At 70.9% G+C, this 14,335-nt stretch carries 12 protein-coding genes; 6 read left to right on the top strand and 6 right to left on the bottom strand.

All coding sequences use genetic code 11. The features are described 5' to 3' along the window. Positions 1-7: 7 nt before the first annotated feature. The gene (locus ACTWJ8_RS15670) at positions 8-1,036 is read left to right on the top strand and encodes a LacI family DNA-binding transcriptional regulator (protein WP_443264168.1); all 1,029 of its coding nucleotides are present in this window, start codon (positions 8-10) and stop codon (positions 1,034-1,036) included. Next, on the top strand, positions 1,033-2,349 hold the full coding sequence (locus ACTWJ8_RS15675; RefSeq protein WP_443264170.1) for a Gfo/Idh/MocA family protein: 1,317 nt from the start codon (positions 1,033-1,035) through the stop codon (positions 2,347-2,349). Before ACTWJ8_RS15670 ends, ACTWJ8_RS15675 begins: the two co-directional genes overlap by 4 nt. Positions 2,350-2,444: 95 nt before the next feature. On the opposite strand, the gene ACTWJ8_RS15680 is transcribed toward ACTWJ8_RS15675, so the two are convergent. From ACTWJ8_RS15680 to ACTWJ8_RS15700, 5 genes are all read right to left on the bottom strand, one after another. Beyond that, a complete protein-coding gene (locus ACTWJ8_RS15680; RefSeq protein WP_443264171.1) occupies positions 2,445-3,833 on the bottom strand; it encodes an APC family permease in 1,389 nt (462 codons plus the stop codon). Between the two features lie 388 nt (positions 3,834-4,221). Then, positions 4,222-5,730 (bottom strand): CoA-acylating methylmalonate-semialdehyde dehydrogenase, encoded by a 1,509-nt coding sequence (locus ACTWJ8_RS15685; RefSeq protein ID WP_356376680.1) that lies wholly within the window; start codon positions 5,728-5,730, stop codon positions 4,222-4,224. A 31-nt stretch (positions 5,731-5,761) separates the two neighbouring features. Then, positions 5,762-7,639: a 3D-(3,5/4)-trihydroxycyclohexane-1,2-dione acylhydrolase (decyclizing) gene (gene iolD, locus ACTWJ8_RS15690; RefSeq protein WP_443264172.1), complete on the bottom strand. Its 1,878-nt coding sequence runs from the start codon at positions 7,637-7,639 to the stop codon at positions 5,762-5,764. Then, positions 7,636-8,442, bottom strand: a complete 807-nt coding sequence (gene iolB, locus ACTWJ8_RS15695; protein WP_443264174.1) for a 5-deoxy-glucuronate isomerase — start codon at positions 8,440-8,442, stop codon at positions 7,636-7,638. Before iolB ends, iolD begins: the two co-directional genes overlap by 4 nt. Before the next feature lie 15 nt (positions 8,443-8,457). Continuing rightward, on the bottom strand, positions 8,458-9,384 hold the full coding sequence (locus tag ACTWJ8_RS15700; RefSeq protein WP_443264175.1) for a Cgl0159 family (beta/alpha)8-fold protein: 927 nt from the start codon (positions 9,382-9,384) through the stop codon (positions 8,458-8,460). Between the two features lie 154 nt (positions 9,385-9,538). Between ACTWJ8_RS15700 and ACTWJ8_RS15705 the strand changes: the two genes are divergently transcribed. From ACTWJ8_RS15705 to ACTWJ8_RS15720, 4 genes are all read left to right on the top strand, one after another. Continuing rightward, positions 9,539-10,441, top strand: a complete 903-nt coding sequence (locus ACTWJ8_RS15705; protein ID WP_443264177.1) for a sugar phosphate isomerase/epimerase family protein — start codon at positions 9,539-9,541, stop codon at positions 10,439-10,441. Between the two features lie 236 nt (positions 10,442-10,677). Then, positions 10,678-10,875, top strand: coding sequence for a helix-turn-helix transcriptional regulator (locus ACTWJ8_RS15710; protein WP_356376669.1), 198 nt, complete (start codon positions 10,678-10,680; stop codon positions 10,873-10,875). 158 nt (positions 10,876-11,033) lie between these two features. After that, entirely contained in the window at positions 11,034-11,981 is a 948-nt protein-coding gene (locus ACTWJ8_RS15715; RefSeq protein WP_356376667.1) for a PrsW family intramembrane metalloprotease, read from the top strand. 51 nt (positions 11,982-12,032) lie between these two features. Beyond that, positions 12,033-12,344, top strand: coding sequence for a heavy-metal-associated domain-containing protein (locus tag ACTWJ8_RS15720; protein WP_356376664.1), 312 nt, complete (start codon positions 12,033-12,035; stop codon positions 12,342-12,344). A 542-nt stretch (positions 12,345-12,886) separates the two neighbouring features. Here the strand turns inward: ACTWJ8_RS15720 and ACTWJ8_RS15725 are convergent. After that, a complete protein-coding gene (locus ACTWJ8_RS15725; protein WP_356376661.1) occupies positions 12,887-14,197 on the bottom strand; it encodes a citrate synthase in 1,311 nt (436 codons plus the stop codon). Positions 14,198-14,335 lie beyond the last annotated feature (138 nt).

A 14,335-nucleotide genomic window follows, 5' to 3' on the forward strand; every position in this document is an offset into this window, starting at 1 on the left:
ACACGTCATGCGTAATAACGACCGGCCGAGCGGCGCAGCCCCCAGTGCCGAAGAGGTCGCGGCCGACGCCGGAGTGTCGCCGTCGACCGTCAGCCGGTGTTTCGCCTCGCCGCATCAGGTGCGGCCCGAGACCCGCGCGCGGGTGCTCGCGGCGGCGGAACGGCTGGGGTACCGGCCGAGCCGGATCGCCCGGTCGCTGGCGGAGGGCCGCACCCGGACGCTCGGCCTGATCGTGCCGGACATCGCCAATCCGTTCTTCGCGGTGATCGTGAAGGCCGTGCAGGCCCGCGCCCGCCGCAAGGACTACGCCGTGTTCCTCGCGGACACCGACGAACACCCCGACGACGAGTACGAGTTGGCGCTGACGCTGGCCCGCCAGGTCGACGGTCTGCTGCTCGTCGCCCCGAGGATGGACGGCGCGCGGCTCGGCGAGGTCGTCCGGCAGGTGCCGAGCGTCGCCGTGAATCGGAGCGTGTCGGGCGTGCCGTCGGTGGTCGCGCCCAGCGAGGACGGGCTGCGCCAGGCCGTGGCGCATCTGCACGCGCTCGGCCACCGCCACCTCGCCCTGATCCTGGGGGCCCGCAACTCCTGGTCGAGCGAGCAGCGCGGCCACGCCGTCCGGTACGCGGCCGAGCAACTGGAGCTGAAGGTCACCGAGTTCGGCCCGCACGAGCCCAAGTTCCACACCGGCGCCCAGGTCGCCGACCTCGTGCTCGCGGCCGGCGCCACCGCGATCGTCGCGCACAACGACCTGATGGCGCTCGGCGTCCTGTCCCGCCTCGCCGACCGCGGGGTCCGGGTCCCCGACGACGTCAGCGTGGTCGGCGCCGACGACACCCTGCTCGCCACCACCGCGACCCCGGCGCTCACCTCGGTCCGCATCCCGCTCGACGCGCTCGGCGAACGCGCCGTCGACCTGATGCTGCGCCGCCTCGAGGACCCGGACCGCGCCCCCGAACAGCTCTCCCTGGACAGCGAGTTGATAGTCCGCCGCTCCACAGGACCTGCCCCCCCGAAAGGAATCCTGACCTCATGAAGCGCGCCGCGATCATCGGCACGGGCCACCGCGCCCAGATGTACACCAAGGCCCTGGGCGCCCGCCCCCACTACGACGTCGCCCTCCTCGCGGACCCGAGCCCGACCCGTATCGCCCACCACAACCGGCTCCTCGGCTCGTTCGGCCGGCCCGAGGCCGCCGCCTGCGACCCGTCCGACTTCGCCGCCGCGCTGCGGGAGCACCGGATCGACGAGGTCGTCGTCACCACCGTCGACGCCACCCACCACACGTACATCAACACCGCGCTCGAAGCGGGCTGCCGGGTCGTCACCGAGAAGCCGATGACCACGGACGCGGAGAAGTGCCGCACGATCCTCGACACCGTGGAGCGGACCGGCGGCGAGCTGTCCGTCGGGTTCAACTACCGCTACAACCCCGCCCACGAGAAGGTCTGGCAGCTCCTGCACGACGGCGCGATCGGCGAGATCCGCTCCGTGCACTTCGAGTGGCTGCTCGACGTGCGGCACGGCGCCGACTACTTCCGCCGCTGGCACCGCGAGAAGCGGCACAGCGGGGGCCTGCTCGTGCACAAGTCGGGGCACCACTTCGACCTGGTCAACTGGTGGCTCGGCGCCGCCCCCGCCCGCGTGTACGCGGAGGGCGGGCTCGTCTTCTACGGCCGCGACAACGGCGAGCGGACCGGTCTGCGCCGCGACTACGTGCGGGCCCACGGGTCGGCCGAGGCCGCCGCCGACCCGTACGCCATCCACCTCGCCGACGACCCGGACCTCGCGTCCCTGTACGTCGACGCGAACGCGGCGGGCGACCCGTACGTCCGCGACCGGAACGTGTTCGGCGACGACATCGACGTCGAGGACGACCTGTCGGTGCTCGTGCGGTACGACTCCGGGGCCACGATGACGTACCACCTCACGGCGTACTCGCCCTGGGAGGGCTACCGGGTGATGTTCAACGGGACCGGGGGCCGGATCGAGTTGGAGGTCGAGGAGAACACCTGGCAGCCGCCGAAGGTCGCCCCCGGCGGGGCGGGGGCCTCGCACGGGGGCGTCGTCATGGACCGGCCGGGGCGGACGTCGATCCTGCTGCGGCCGCTGTGGGAGGCGCCGCGGGAGATTCCGTACGCGTGGGCGGCCGGGTCGCACGGGGGCGGGGACCTGCGGATGCTCAAGGAGCTCTTCGGGCCGCTCGGGGACGGCTCCGACGAGGGGGCCGCGCCCGCGGCGGGGAAGGGGGCCACCGCGCGGGACGGTGCGTTGGCCCTCGCGGTGGGCGTGGCCGGGAACTCGTCGTTGGCTTCCGGCCGGCCGGTGGACGCCGCTCACCTGTGGTGAACGCCTCGGGGCTCCGCCCCGGCCCCCGCTGCTCAATCGCCGCAGGGGCGTGATTTGCCGGGCCCGCGCTTGCGCACATGCCCCGAAGGGGCCGGCTACTCGGTCGGGACCGACACCAGCCACCGCGAGTCCTGACGCGGTCGCAGGTAGAAGGCCCAGTACAGCGTCGCCACCGCCATGATTCCGCCGGTCCAGAGGAGGTACTCGACCTCCTGCTCGATCAGGATGTAGACCATCAGCGCGATGAGGACCACGGGGACCCCCGGCCACAGCGGCATGCGCCAGGCCGGCTGGTCCTTGTGGGCGCCTCGGCGGGCGAACAGGGCGGCCACCGCGACCAGCAGGTACATGCCGGTGACGGAGACGCCCGTCACGCCGTACAGGGTGTCGAGGTTGACGAAGCAGAGGGCCGCGCCGGGGACGCCGACGACCAGGGTCGCGACCCACGGGGAGCCGAAGCGGCCGAGGCGGGACAGCGCCGTGTTGACCGGTCCCGGCCAGGCCTTGTCGCGGGCCGAGGCGAACAGGACGCGGGAGTTCTGGATGACCATGACGATGCCCGCGTTGATGATGGCGAGCGCGACGCACAGCGAGACGAACGTGCCGACCGCCGAGTTCGACCAGGCGACGACCATCGTGCTGATGTCGCCCGAGGTGAGCGTCGAGAGGTCCTTGGCGCCCATCGTGATCGCGACGACGGGGATCAGGATGACGACCGAGGAGATCGCGAGGGTGGCGAGGACGGTGCGGGCGACGGACTTGCGCGGGTTCTCCAGCTCCTCGGAGAGGTAGACGGCGGTCGAGAAGCCCTGGGTGACGAAGAGGGCGATGGCGAGCCCGGAGACCACCAGCATGCCGGTCACGGCGTCCGTGTGGCCGTCGCCCGCCACCTGCATCGAGCCGAGCGAGTCGAGGCCGCGCTCGGAGTGCGTGAAGCCGAGGACCGCGACGAGGGCCGCCGCGATGACCTCCAGGACGAGGAAGATGCCGGTGATCCACGCGTTGGCCCGCAGGTCGAGCAGGCCCGCGAGGGTGGACAGGAGCATCACGCCCGCACCCGTCATCGCGGGGTCGAGGTGGATGACCGGCTCCAGGTAGTCGGCCGTGCCCATCGCGATCACCGGCGGGACGATGAAGACGACCAGCAGGGACAGCACGAAGACCAGCCAGCCGGCGAGGCGTCCGGCAAGCGTCGACACCATCGCGTACTCGCCGCCGGCGCTGGGGATGAGGGTGCCCAGCTCGGAGTAGAGGAAGGCGACGCCGATGCAGATCAGCGAGCCGATGGCGATGGTGAGGGCGGTGGCGGTGCCGAGGGATCCGAACAGGTCGGGGACGACGACGAACAGCGAGGAGGCGGGCGTCACGCACGACAGCGTGAGCAGGGTGCCTCCCACGACACCGATGGAACGCTTGAGCTTCTGGGCCTGGGGGGCCGACTCCGGTGGGGAGGGCGGAGCGGCGGGGCGAAGCGTGTCGGTCATGGAGCGGTTCCGATCGACTCGTGCGGCAGGGGGACGGCTCGGGCGGGAGCGCTATCGCCTCCGAGGGCTGGGGTTGATCGATGCTGCGGCTGCTCCCGGCGCGATATGCAACCTCGCCGATATCCGAACGTCAACGCCTGTTTTCCTTCGGAATCCGCAGCTCCGCTCCCGCCAACCGCGTGCGATTCTTCAGGAGTTCGCAAAATCGGCCGGGATAGACGCAGCGACCCCCGTAGATGACCTTCATAAGCAAGGTCATCTACGGGGGTCGACTTAAGGCGCCCGGTTCATCCCCTACGTACGGGAACCGCAGCCGGAGCGCTGAAGTTCACGGCGAACTGTCCGTACTCCGGACGTCTCCGCGACGTCCCGCGAGGCCCCGGGGGCCTCAGTGGTTGCGCGGGAAGCCCAGGTCCACGCCGGCGGGCGCGTCGGCCGGGTCCGGCCAGCGGGTCGTGACGACCTTGCCGCGGGTGTAGAAGTGCGTGCCGTCGTTGCCGTAGATGTGGTGGTCGCCGAAGAGGCTGTCCTTCCAGCCGCCGAAGCTGTGGAAGCCGACGGGGACCGGGATCGGCACGTTGACGCCGACCATGCCGGCCTCGATCTCCAGCTGGAAGCGGCGGGCGGCGCCGCCGTCCCGGGTGAAGATCGCGGTGCCGTTGCCGAACGGGGACGCGTTCATGAGGGCCACGCCCTCCTCGTACGTCTCCGCGCGCAGCACGCACAGGACCGGGCCGAAGATCTCGTCCTGGTAGGCCTTGGCGGTCGTCGGGACGTTGTCGAGGAGCGAGAGGCCGACCCAGTGGCCGTTCTCGAAACCGGGGACCGTGTAGTCGCTGCCGTCGAGGACGACGTCGCAGCCCTCGGCCGCCGCGTTCTTCACGTAGCCGGCGACCTTGTCGCGGTGGGCGGCCGTGATGAGCGGGCCCATCTCGGACGTCGGGTCGTTGCCGGGACCGATCTTGATCTTCTCGGCGCGCTCCTTGATCTTCGCGACGAGCTCGTCGCCGATCGCGCCGACGGCGACGACGGCGGAGATCGCCATGCAGCGCTCGCCCGCGGAGCCGTACGCGGCCGAGACCGCGGCGTCGGCGGCGGCGTCCAGATCGGCGTCGGGCAGCACCAGCATGTGGTTCTTGGCGCCGCCGAGCGCCTGCACGCGCTTGCCGTTGGCGGAGGCGGTGGTGTGGATGTAGCGGGCGATCGGGGTCGAGCCGACGAAGGAGACGGCGGCGACGTCCGGGTGCTCCAGGAGGCGGTCGACGGCGACCTTGTCACCGTGCACGACGTTGAAGACGCCGTCGGGCAGCCCGGCCTCCGCCAGCAGCTCGGCGATCTTGATGGAGGCCGAGGGGTCCTTCTCGGAGGGCTTGAGCACGAAGGTGTTGCCGGTCGCGATGGCGATCGGGAACATCCACATCGGCACCATGGCCGGGAAGTTGAACGGCGTGATGCCCGCGACGACGCCGAGCGGCTGCCGGATCGAGGCCACGTCCACGTTCGTGGCGACCTGCGTCGACAGCTCGCCCTTGAGCTGTACGTTGATGCCGCAGGCCAGGTCGACGATCTCCAGGCCGCGGGCCACCTCGCCGAGCGCGTCCGAGTGCACCTTGCCGTGCTCGGCGGTGATCAGCTCGGCGATCGCGTCGCGGTTGGCGTCGAGGAGCGCGCGGAACTTGAAGAGGATCTCGGTGCGCTTGGCGAGGGACGAACGGCCCCAGCTCCGGTACGCCTCCTTGGCGGCGGCGACGGCCGTGTCCACCTCTTCGACGCTCGCGAAGTCGACGTGCGTGGTGACGGCGCCGGTCGCGGGGTCGGTCACCGGGCCGTGATTGCCCGACGCGCCCTCGACGGCCTTGCCGCCGATCCAGTGGTGGACCAACTTCGTGTCAGACATACGGGCGACTCCTGTGACGGCTGCGTACTTCTCAGAGGTGACGGCGTCGACCGGCGGCGTGCCGGTCGTACTCCTCGCGGGCCTCGACCGCGGCGCTGCGCTCCGCCGTCTCGGCCACGGGAACATCCCACCACGCCTGCGCCGGAGGCGGGCCCGACACTGTGTCTGCCGTTTCGGTCTCCACGTAGACACATGTCGGACGGTCCGCCGCACGCGCGGCGGCGAGCGCTTCGCGCAGGTCACGCACGGTCTTGGCGCGGTGCACCGTCATGCCGAGGCTGGCCGCGTTCGCCGCGAGGTCCACGGGCAGCGGCGCCCCTTCGTACGCGCCCTTCTCCCCCGGGAAGCGGTACTGCGTGGCGAAGCCCTCGGCGCCGACGGACGCGGAGAGGCCGCCGATGGACGCGTAGCCGTGGTTCTGGAGGATGACCACCTTGACCGGAATGTTCTCCTGCACGGCGGTGACGATCTCCGTCGGCAGCATCAGATACGTGCCGTCGCCGACGAGCGCCCACACCGGCCGTCCGGGCGCGGCGAGGGCGACGCCGAGCGCCGCGGGGATCTCGTAGCCCATGCAGGAGTAGCCGTACTCGACGTGGTACTGGTCGCGGGAGCGGGTCCGCCACAGCTTGTGCAGGTCGCCGGGGAGCGATCCGGCGGCGTTGATGAGGATGTCGTCGCCCGTCACCAACTGGTCGAGGACGCCGAGGACCTGGGCCTGGGTGGGGCGCGCGAGGTCGTCGGCGGCGTAGCAGGCGTCGACGCGCCGCTCCCAGTGATCCTTGCCCTCGCTGTACGCGGTGATGTGCGCGGGCTCGGCGCGGCAGTCGTCGTCGAGCGCCTCGCGCAGCGCGGTGAGGCCCGCGCGGGCGTCGGCGACGAGCGGTCGCGCGGCGAGCTTGTGCGCGTCGAAGGCGGCGACGTTCAGATTGAGGAAGCGGACGTCCGGGTCGGCGAAGAGGGTCGAGGACGCGGTGGTGAAGTCCGTGTACCGGGTGCCGACGCCGATCACCAGGTCGGCGCCGCGCGCCAGCTCGTTCGCGGTGGCGGTGCCGGTGTGCCCGATGCCGCCGACGTCGGCCGGGTGGTCGTACGGGAGCGAGCCCTTGCCGGCCTGGGTGGAGGCGACGGGGATGCCGGTGGCCTCGGCGAACTCCTTCAGCGCCTCCTCGGCGCCGCTGTGATGGACGCCGCCGCCCGCGACGAGGAGCGGGCGCCGGGCGCGCCTCAACTCGTCGATCGCCGCGGCCAGTTCACCGGCGTCGGGGGCGGGCCTGCGCACCGTCCACACCCGGTCCCTGAAGAACTCCTCCGGCCAGTCGAAGCCTTCCGCCTGCACGTCCTGCGGCAGCGCGAGCGTGACCGCGCCGGTGTCGACGGGGTCGGTGAGCACCCGCATCGCCTGGAGCGCGGCGGGGATCAGCCGCTCGGGCCGCTCGATCCGGTCGAAGTACCTCGACACGGGCCGCAGGCAGTCGTTGACCGAGACGTCGCCCGCGTACGGGACCTCGAGCTGCTGGAGCACCGGGTCGGCGGGCCGCGTCGCGAACACGTCGCCGGGGAGCAGCAGGACGGGCAGGTGGTTGATGGTCGCGAGGGCGGCGCCGGTGACGAGGTTGGTGGCGCCGGGGCCGATGGAGGTGGTGACGGCGTGCGTGGACAGGCGGTCGCACTGGCGGGCGTACCCGACGGCGGCGTGCACCATCGCCTGCTCGTTGCGGCCCTGGTGGAAGGGCATGGCGTCGCCGTACTGGAGGAGCGCCTGGCCGACCCCGGCCACGTTGCCGTGGCCGAAGATGCCCCAGGTGGCGCCGATCAGCCGGCGCCGGGCGCCGTCGCGCTCCGTGTACTGGGCCGCGAGGAAGCGGACCAGGGCCTGGGCGACGGTGAGCCGTACCGTTCCTGTCATCGGTATCCCTCCGTGGCGTGATCGGGGTGGAAGCGGATCCGCCACTCCCGCTCGTCGCCGGGGCCCGCCATGACGTTCAGGTAGTACATGGCGTGGCCCGGCTGGGCGATGGACGGGCCGTGCCAGCCGTCGGGGACGAGCACGGTGTCACCGGAGCGGACCTCGGCGAGCAGATCGGTGCCGCCGTCCCTGGACGGGGACACGCGCTGGTACCCGTATCCGCCCGGCCCCTCGATCTCGAAGTAGTAGATCTCCTCGAGCAGCGACTCCTCGCCGGGCCGGTGCTCGTCGTGCTTGTGCGGCGGGTACGAGGACCAGTTGCCGCCCGGTGTGATCACCTCGACGGCGATGAGCTGATCGCAGTCGAAGGCGTCGGCGGAGGCGAAGTTGCGCACCTGCCGCGCGCTGCGCCCGCCGCCCCTGTCCTCGACGGAGACCTCCGGCGCGGGGCCGTAGCGGACGGGGAGTCGTCGACCGCATTTCGCTCCTGCCAGGGCGAACCGGCCTCCCGCACCGGAGGAGATCTGCACGCCGCTGTCGCGCGGCACGTACGCGAAGTCGCTCACGGAACCGAATACGCTGCGCCTGCCCGCGAGTTCGATGTTCATCCCTTCCGCGCGGACGGAACAGCCGCCGGACAGCGGCAGCACGATCCACTCGCTCTCCCCCGTGTCGAAGGCGTGCTCCTGCCCCGCCTCCAGTTCGAGGATCCGCAGCCCGGCGCGGGCCCAGCCGACCTTGTCGGGATCGACGGACAGGGCGTACGGCCCGTCGCCCGCGCTGCCGCGTGGAAGATGCGTCATGCCTCTACTCTCCTCCTAGGCGTCGGGACTCGTGGTGCGCAGCAGGTCGACGGCCGTGTCGACGGCGCCCGCCACGTCCCCGTCCGCGGGGTACAGCAGCGAGCGGCCCACCACGAGGCCCCGCACGGTGGGCAGTTGCAGCGCGGCCCGCCACCGCTCGTACGTGGCGTCCTGGTCGCCGTCCTTGATGTCGCCGCCGAGCAGCACCGCGGGCAGCGACGAGGTCTCCATCACCCGGGCCATGTCGTCGGGGTCCTCGGTGACCGGGAGCTTCAGCCAGGTGTACGCGGAGGTGCCGCCGAGTCCGGAGGCGACGGCGATCGAGCGGGTGACGCCCGCGCGGCTCAGGTCGGAGCGCAGCGCCCCGGTCGCCGGGTCCCGGCGGGTCAGGAACGGCTCGACGAACAGCGGCAGCCGGCGGGCCGCCATGGCATCGACGGCGCGCGCGGCCGACTCCAGGGTGCGTACGGAGCCGGGCCCCGGATCCTCGTAGTCGAGGCGCAGCAGCAGCTTTCCGGCGTCGAGGCCGGACCGCTCCAGGTCCTCGGCCCGGTACCCGGTGAAGCGGTCGTCCAGCTCGAAGGAGGCGCCCGCGAGCCCGCCCCTGTTCATGGAGCCGATGACGAGCCGGTCGTCGAGCGCCCCCAACAGCAGCAGGTCGTCGACGACGTCGGCGGAGGCAAGCACCCCGTCCACGCCGGGCCGTGCCAGCGCGACGCACAGGCGGCGCAGCAGATCGGCCCGGTCGGCCATGGCGAACGACCGGTCGCCGACGCCGAGCGCGCCCCGCGCGGGGTGGTCGGCAGCCACGATCATCAGCCGTCCGCTCCCGGCGAGCAGCGGCCTCCGCTTGCGGCGGCCCGCGGCCTCGGCGACGGCGCCCGGGTCCTCGGCCCGCACCCGGGCGAGCCACCCGAGATCGACGCCAGCTGCCTCACCCACACCGGACTCCATCCCTCTCGGCACAGCCGCCGACGGCCTCCTTCGGCCGTCGCCCCGTCAGATCTAGACCCGTCGGAGCCCCCTGTCAATATTTTGTCCTGACATTCGGACGACGCCCTTGACACCTTTCTTCGGGCGCCGTGAGGCTGGCCGCATGACGACCACGCCCGCGCGCATCCGCATCGGCTCGGCCCCGGACTCCTGGGGCGTCTGGTTCCCCGACGACCCGCAGCAGGTCCCGTACGAGCGCTTTCTCGACGAGGTGGCCGAGTCCGGGTACGAGTGGATCGAGCTGGGCCCGTACGGCTATCTGCCGAAGGACCCCGCGGTGCTCGCCGAGGAGACCGGCAGGCGCGGACTGAAGGTGTCGGCGGGCACGGTCTTCACGGGCCTGCACCGCGGCCCCGCGGTGTGGGAGAAGACCTGGGACCACGTCTCCGCGATCGCCGGACTGACCCGCGCGATGGGCGCCGAGCACCTGGTGGTCATCCCGTCCTTCTGGCGCGACGACAAGACGGGCGAGGTGCTCGAGGACTCCCGGCTCACCGCCGAGCAGTGGCGCCACCTCGCCGGTCAGACCGAACGTCTCGGCCGCGAGGTGCGGGACCGCTACGGCCTGAAGCTGGTCTTCCACCCGCACGCGGACACCCATGTCGACACGGAGGAGAACGTCACGCGCCTCCTCGACGCCACCGACCCCGACCTCGTGTCGCTGTGCCTGGACACCGGCCACTACGCGTACTGCGGCGGCGACAGCGTCAAGCTCATCGAGACGTACGGGGAGCGGATCGGCTATCTGCACCTCAAGCAGGTGGACCCGGCGGTCCTCGCCACCGTCCACGAACAGGGCACGCCCTTCGGCCCCGCCGTGGCGCAGGGCGTCATGACGGAACCCCCGCACGGCGTGCCGGACCTGCGGCCGGTCCTCGCGGCGGCGGCCAAGCTGGACGTCGACCTGTTCGCGATCGTCGAGCAGGACATGTACCCGTGCGAACCCGACCGCCCCTTCCCGATCGCCGGGCGCACGCGCCGCTATCTGCGCTCCTGCGGGGTTTGACGCTCCACATATCCAGATACGCGCCGGAGCATGCGCTGACGGCGCGCCCCCTTTGCATCATTCGCGTCACAAACGCCCCCATCGCGTCACACATGTCAGGCCTACGCGGGTTCTGCGTCACAGGCGTCCCACAGGCCCACCCTCCATCGCTGGTCACCTCGTTCTCCGGGCACAGGCTGAGTCGATCACGGCGGCACCCCCGAGCCGCCGTGGGACCCGCCAGGGAGGAGCCACCGATGAACGACCGCAGGCTCTGGTCGTACAAGGACATCGCCGCGCACATCCGCGTGCAGCCCGACACCGTCCGCTCGTACCGGAAACACGGCCTGCTGCCGCCCCCGGACCACGTGGAGGGAGGCAAGCCCTACTGGTACGCCGACACGGTCAGGGCCTGGGTGGCCTCCCGGCCGGGCAACCGCGGACGCAGGGACTGACACCACCCGGAGGCGCCGGTCCGGGCGGGCCGGCGCCCTTTACTGCGCCCGCACCGTGCCCAGACCACGCCCGCACTGCACCCCGCGCGCCCCGGCCATAAACTTCGGACAAATCACTCAAAGTGACCGCGAGTTGTCGGCAAGCCGGAGGGATCGCAGTGACGCAGCCCCAGCCGCCCCACGGGGCACCCCAGGCCCGCATCCCCCAGCAGCCACCGCCGCCGGGCCCGCAGATCCGGCAGGGCCTGTGGAAGCGCTGCCTCTGGGGCGGCCTCGCCCTGTGGATCCTGACGGCGATCGTCACGTACGCCACGCAGAACACCACGCTGCTGCCCACGCTGATCCTGCTGGGCAGCTTCCTCACACCGGCGGTGTTCGTGCTGTGGGCGTACGAGCGACACGGCCGCGACCTGGGCGTGAGCCTGATCCTGGGCTGCTTCCTCGTGGGCGGCATCCTCGGCGTGCTCGGCGCCTCCGTCATGGAGTACTACCTGGTCCACCCGTCGGTCTGGATGTTCGTCGCCGTGGGCCTGATCGAGGAGGCGGCCAAGCTGCTCGCCCTCGTCTACGTGCTCCACCGCCACCCGCGCGTCAGCGGACTGCGCGCGGGTCTGGTCCTCGGCGCCACGGTCGGCTTCGGGTTCGCGGCGTTCGAGAGCGCGGGCTACGCGTTCAACGCGGCGATCACCATGAAGGGCATCGACCTGCGGGCCCTCCTGGAGACCGAGGTGCTGCGCGGACTGCTCGCGCCGTTCGGCCACGGGCTGTGGACGGCGATCTCGGGCGCGGTCCTGCTCTCCTTCCGCCGCCCCAACGGCCAGTACCGCCTCGCGGCGCCCGTCCTCCTCACCTACCTGGGCGTCTCGATCCTGCACGCGCTGTGGGACTCGATGCACGGCATCGCCCTCTGGCTGGTGGCCCGCCTCACCACGAGCGACCTGGACCGGGCCCTCTTCGCCCAGGGCTACATCCCGCAGCCCACCTCCGCGCAGCAGCATCTCTTCACGCTCTTCTCCGTCGGCGGACTGGCCGTGATCACACTGCTCGCGCTCGCTTGGGTGCGCTCGCTCGCGCGCCGCGATCCTTCTTGGAGAAATACCCCCTAGGGGTATAGAGTCGTGAGCGTCGGAAGATGCCTCACCACCAAGGAGTACGACATGAGCGCCCACACCGAGCTTCCCCAGGCCGGCAGCGAGTCGGCCGGTTCCTGCTGCGGCGGCGCCTGCCACACCGACGCCGCCCCGGCCGCCGAGGGCGCCGTCACCACCGTGTACGAGGTCAAGGGCATGACGTGCGGCCACTGCGAGGGCGCGGTGCGCGGGGAGATCTCCGAGCTCGCCGGCGTCGCCTCGGTCGAGGCCTCCGCCGCCACGGGGCGGGTCACGGTCGTCTCCGCCGCCCCGCTCGACGAGGAAGCGGTCCGCGCGGCGGTGGACGAGGCGGGCTACGAACTGGTGTCGCAGGCCTGACGCGCGACCGACGAAGGGGCCGGACCTGGGAGGTCCGGCCCCTTCGTGCACAATTCGCCCAGGTCGCCTGAACCTCTGGACCTACACATAATCCTCACGGCACAATTGCAGCACTCCCCCACAGAGGCCGATATCCCCATATCGGACCTCTTGCGCACGCACGGGACATATGCAAGAGACGCAGATCACACCGATCGGCACGTAACCCTTTGCGGGTCTCGTGAGTCTAAGGAGGCGATGCAGAAACGTCTTGGGGGACGTTTCCGTGTCAGGAGGGAACCGTCTTGGGGGACGGTCCCCGAAAGCGTTGGCCGGGGCACGTGCGCCGGGAAGCTTGAGCGGCCCGCCCGACGGTACGTGTTCCGGCGGCCGACGCGTCACAGACCCCCAGGCCGGATCCCGTGGGGGGAATCCGACCCGGGTAAAGGAAAGCGCCCCGTCTGTCGGCCCGTGGGGGGACCGACAGCGGGGCGCTTTCTGCTGCGCAGCTCCTCAATCGCCGGAGGGGCTCAAGGGAGCCGCACCGGCGCCAAGGACGAAGATCAGCGCTGCTCGACCGGGATGAAGTCGCGCTCGACGACGCCGGTGTAGATCTGGCGCGGGCGGCCGATGCGGGAGCCCGGCTCCTTGATCATCTCGTGCCACTGGGCGATCCAGCCCGGAAGGCGGCCGAGAGCGAAGAGGACCGTGAACATCTCGGTCGGGAAGCCCATGGCCCGGTAGATCAGACCCGTGTAGAAGTCGACGTTCGGGTAGAGCTTGCGCTCGACGAAGTAGTCGTCGGCCAGCGCGTGCTCCTCGAGCTTCAGCGCGATGTCGAGCAGCTCGTCGGACTTGCCGAGCGCCGACAGGACGTCGTGCGCCGCCGCCTTGATGATCTTCGCCCGCGGGTCGAAGTTCTTGTAGACGCGGTGCCCGAAGCCCATGAGCTTCACGCCGTCTTCCTTGTTCTTCACCTTGCGGATGAAGTCGTCGACGTCGCCACCGGCGGCCTGGATGCCCTCGAGCATCTCGAGCACCGACTGGTTGGCGCCACCGTGCAGCGGGCCCCACAGGGCCGAGATGCCGGCGGAGATCGACGCGAACATGTTCGCCTGCGACGAGCCGACCAGGCGCACCGTGGACGTCGAGCAGTTCTGCTCGTGGTCCGCGTGCAGGATGAGCAGCTTGTCCAGCGCGTTGACGACGACCGGGTCGAGGTCGTACTCCTGCGCCGGCACGGAGAACGTCATGCGCAGGAAGTTCTCGACGTAGCCGAGGTCGTTGCGCGGGTAGACGAACGGGTGGCCGATCGACTTCTTGTACGCGTACGCCGCGATCGTCGGCAGCTTGGCAAGGAGCCGGATCGTCGAAAGGTGACGCTGCTGCTCGTCGAACGGGTTGTGGCTGTCCTGGTAGAAGGTGGACAGCGCGGAGACCACGGAGGACAGCATGGCCATCGGGTGGGCGTCCCGCGGGAAGCCGTCGAAGAACCGCTTCACGTCCTCGTGGAGGAGCGTGTGCCCGGTGATCTCGTTCTTGAAGGTCGACAGCTCGTCGACCGTGGGAAGCTCGCCGTTGATCAGCAGGTAGGCGACCTCGGCGAAGGTGGAACGCTCGGCCAGCTGCTCGATCGGGTAACCGCGGTACCGCAGGATGCCCTGCTCACCGTCGAGATAGGTGATCGCGGATTTATAGGCGGCGGTGTTGCCGTATCCGCTGTCGAGGGTCACCAGGCCCGTCTGGGCCCGCAGCTTCCCGATGTCGAAGCCCTTGTCCCCCACGGTGCTGTCGATCACCGGGTAGGTGTACTCGCCGTCGCCGTACTGGAGTACTACAGCCTTCTCGTTCTGCTCGCTCACGTCATCCCTCACCGACGTAGTGCCTCTTCTTCGAGGTGCCCTGACTGTCTCTACCTTCCCCCACTTGGCCCAGCAGAGTGCACTCGGGGTCGACCATTGGGCTCATCGGCGGCACTGAGTGCCGCCAACTTGCTCATCCTGCCCCCTTCG

Origin of the sequence: Streptomyces sp. SDT5-1 (assembly GCF_052245995.1) — a bacterium.
GTDB lineage: Bacteria > Actinomycetota > Actinomycetes > Streptomycetales > Streptomycetaceae > Streptomyces.

Bases quoted from the DNA above. Each gene is read 5' to 3' on its own strand.
- ACTWJ8_RS15670 (WP_443264168.1), top strand. From the start codon at position 8: ATGCGTAATAACGACCGGCCGAGCGGCGCAGCCCCCAGTGCCGAAGAG.
- ACTWJ8_RS15675 (WP_443264170.1), top strand. From the start codon at position 1,033: ATGAAGCGCGCCGCGATCATCGGCACGGGCCACCGCGCCCAGATGTAC.
- ACTWJ8_RS15680 (WP_443264171.1), bottom strand. From the start codon at position 3,833: ATGACCGACACGCTTCGCCCCGCCGCTCCGCCCTCCCCACCGGAGTCG.
- ACTWJ8_RS15685 (WP_356376680.1), bottom strand. From the start codon at position 5,730: ATGTCTGACACGAAGTTGGTCCACCACTGGATCGGCGGCAAGGCCGTC.
- iolD (WP_443264172.1), bottom strand. From the start codon at position 7,639: ATGACAGGAACGGTACGGCTCACCGTCGCCCAGGCCCTGGTCCGCTTC.
- iolB (WP_443264174.1), bottom strand. From the start codon at position 8,442: ATGACGCATCTTCCACGCGGCAGCGCGGGCGACGGGCCGTACGCCCTG.
- ACTWJ8_RS15705 (WP_443264177.1), top strand. From the start codon at position 9,539: ATGACGACCACGCCCGCGCGCATCCGCATCGGCTCGGCCCCGGACTCC.
- ACTWJ8_RS15710 (WP_356376669.1), top strand. From the start codon at position 10,678: ATGAACGACCGCAGGCTCTGGTCGTACAAGGACATCGCCGCGCACATC.
- ACTWJ8_RS15720 (WP_356376664.1), top strand. From the start codon at position 12,033: ATGAGCGCCCACACCGAGCTTCCCCAGGCCGGCAGCGAGTCGGCCGGT.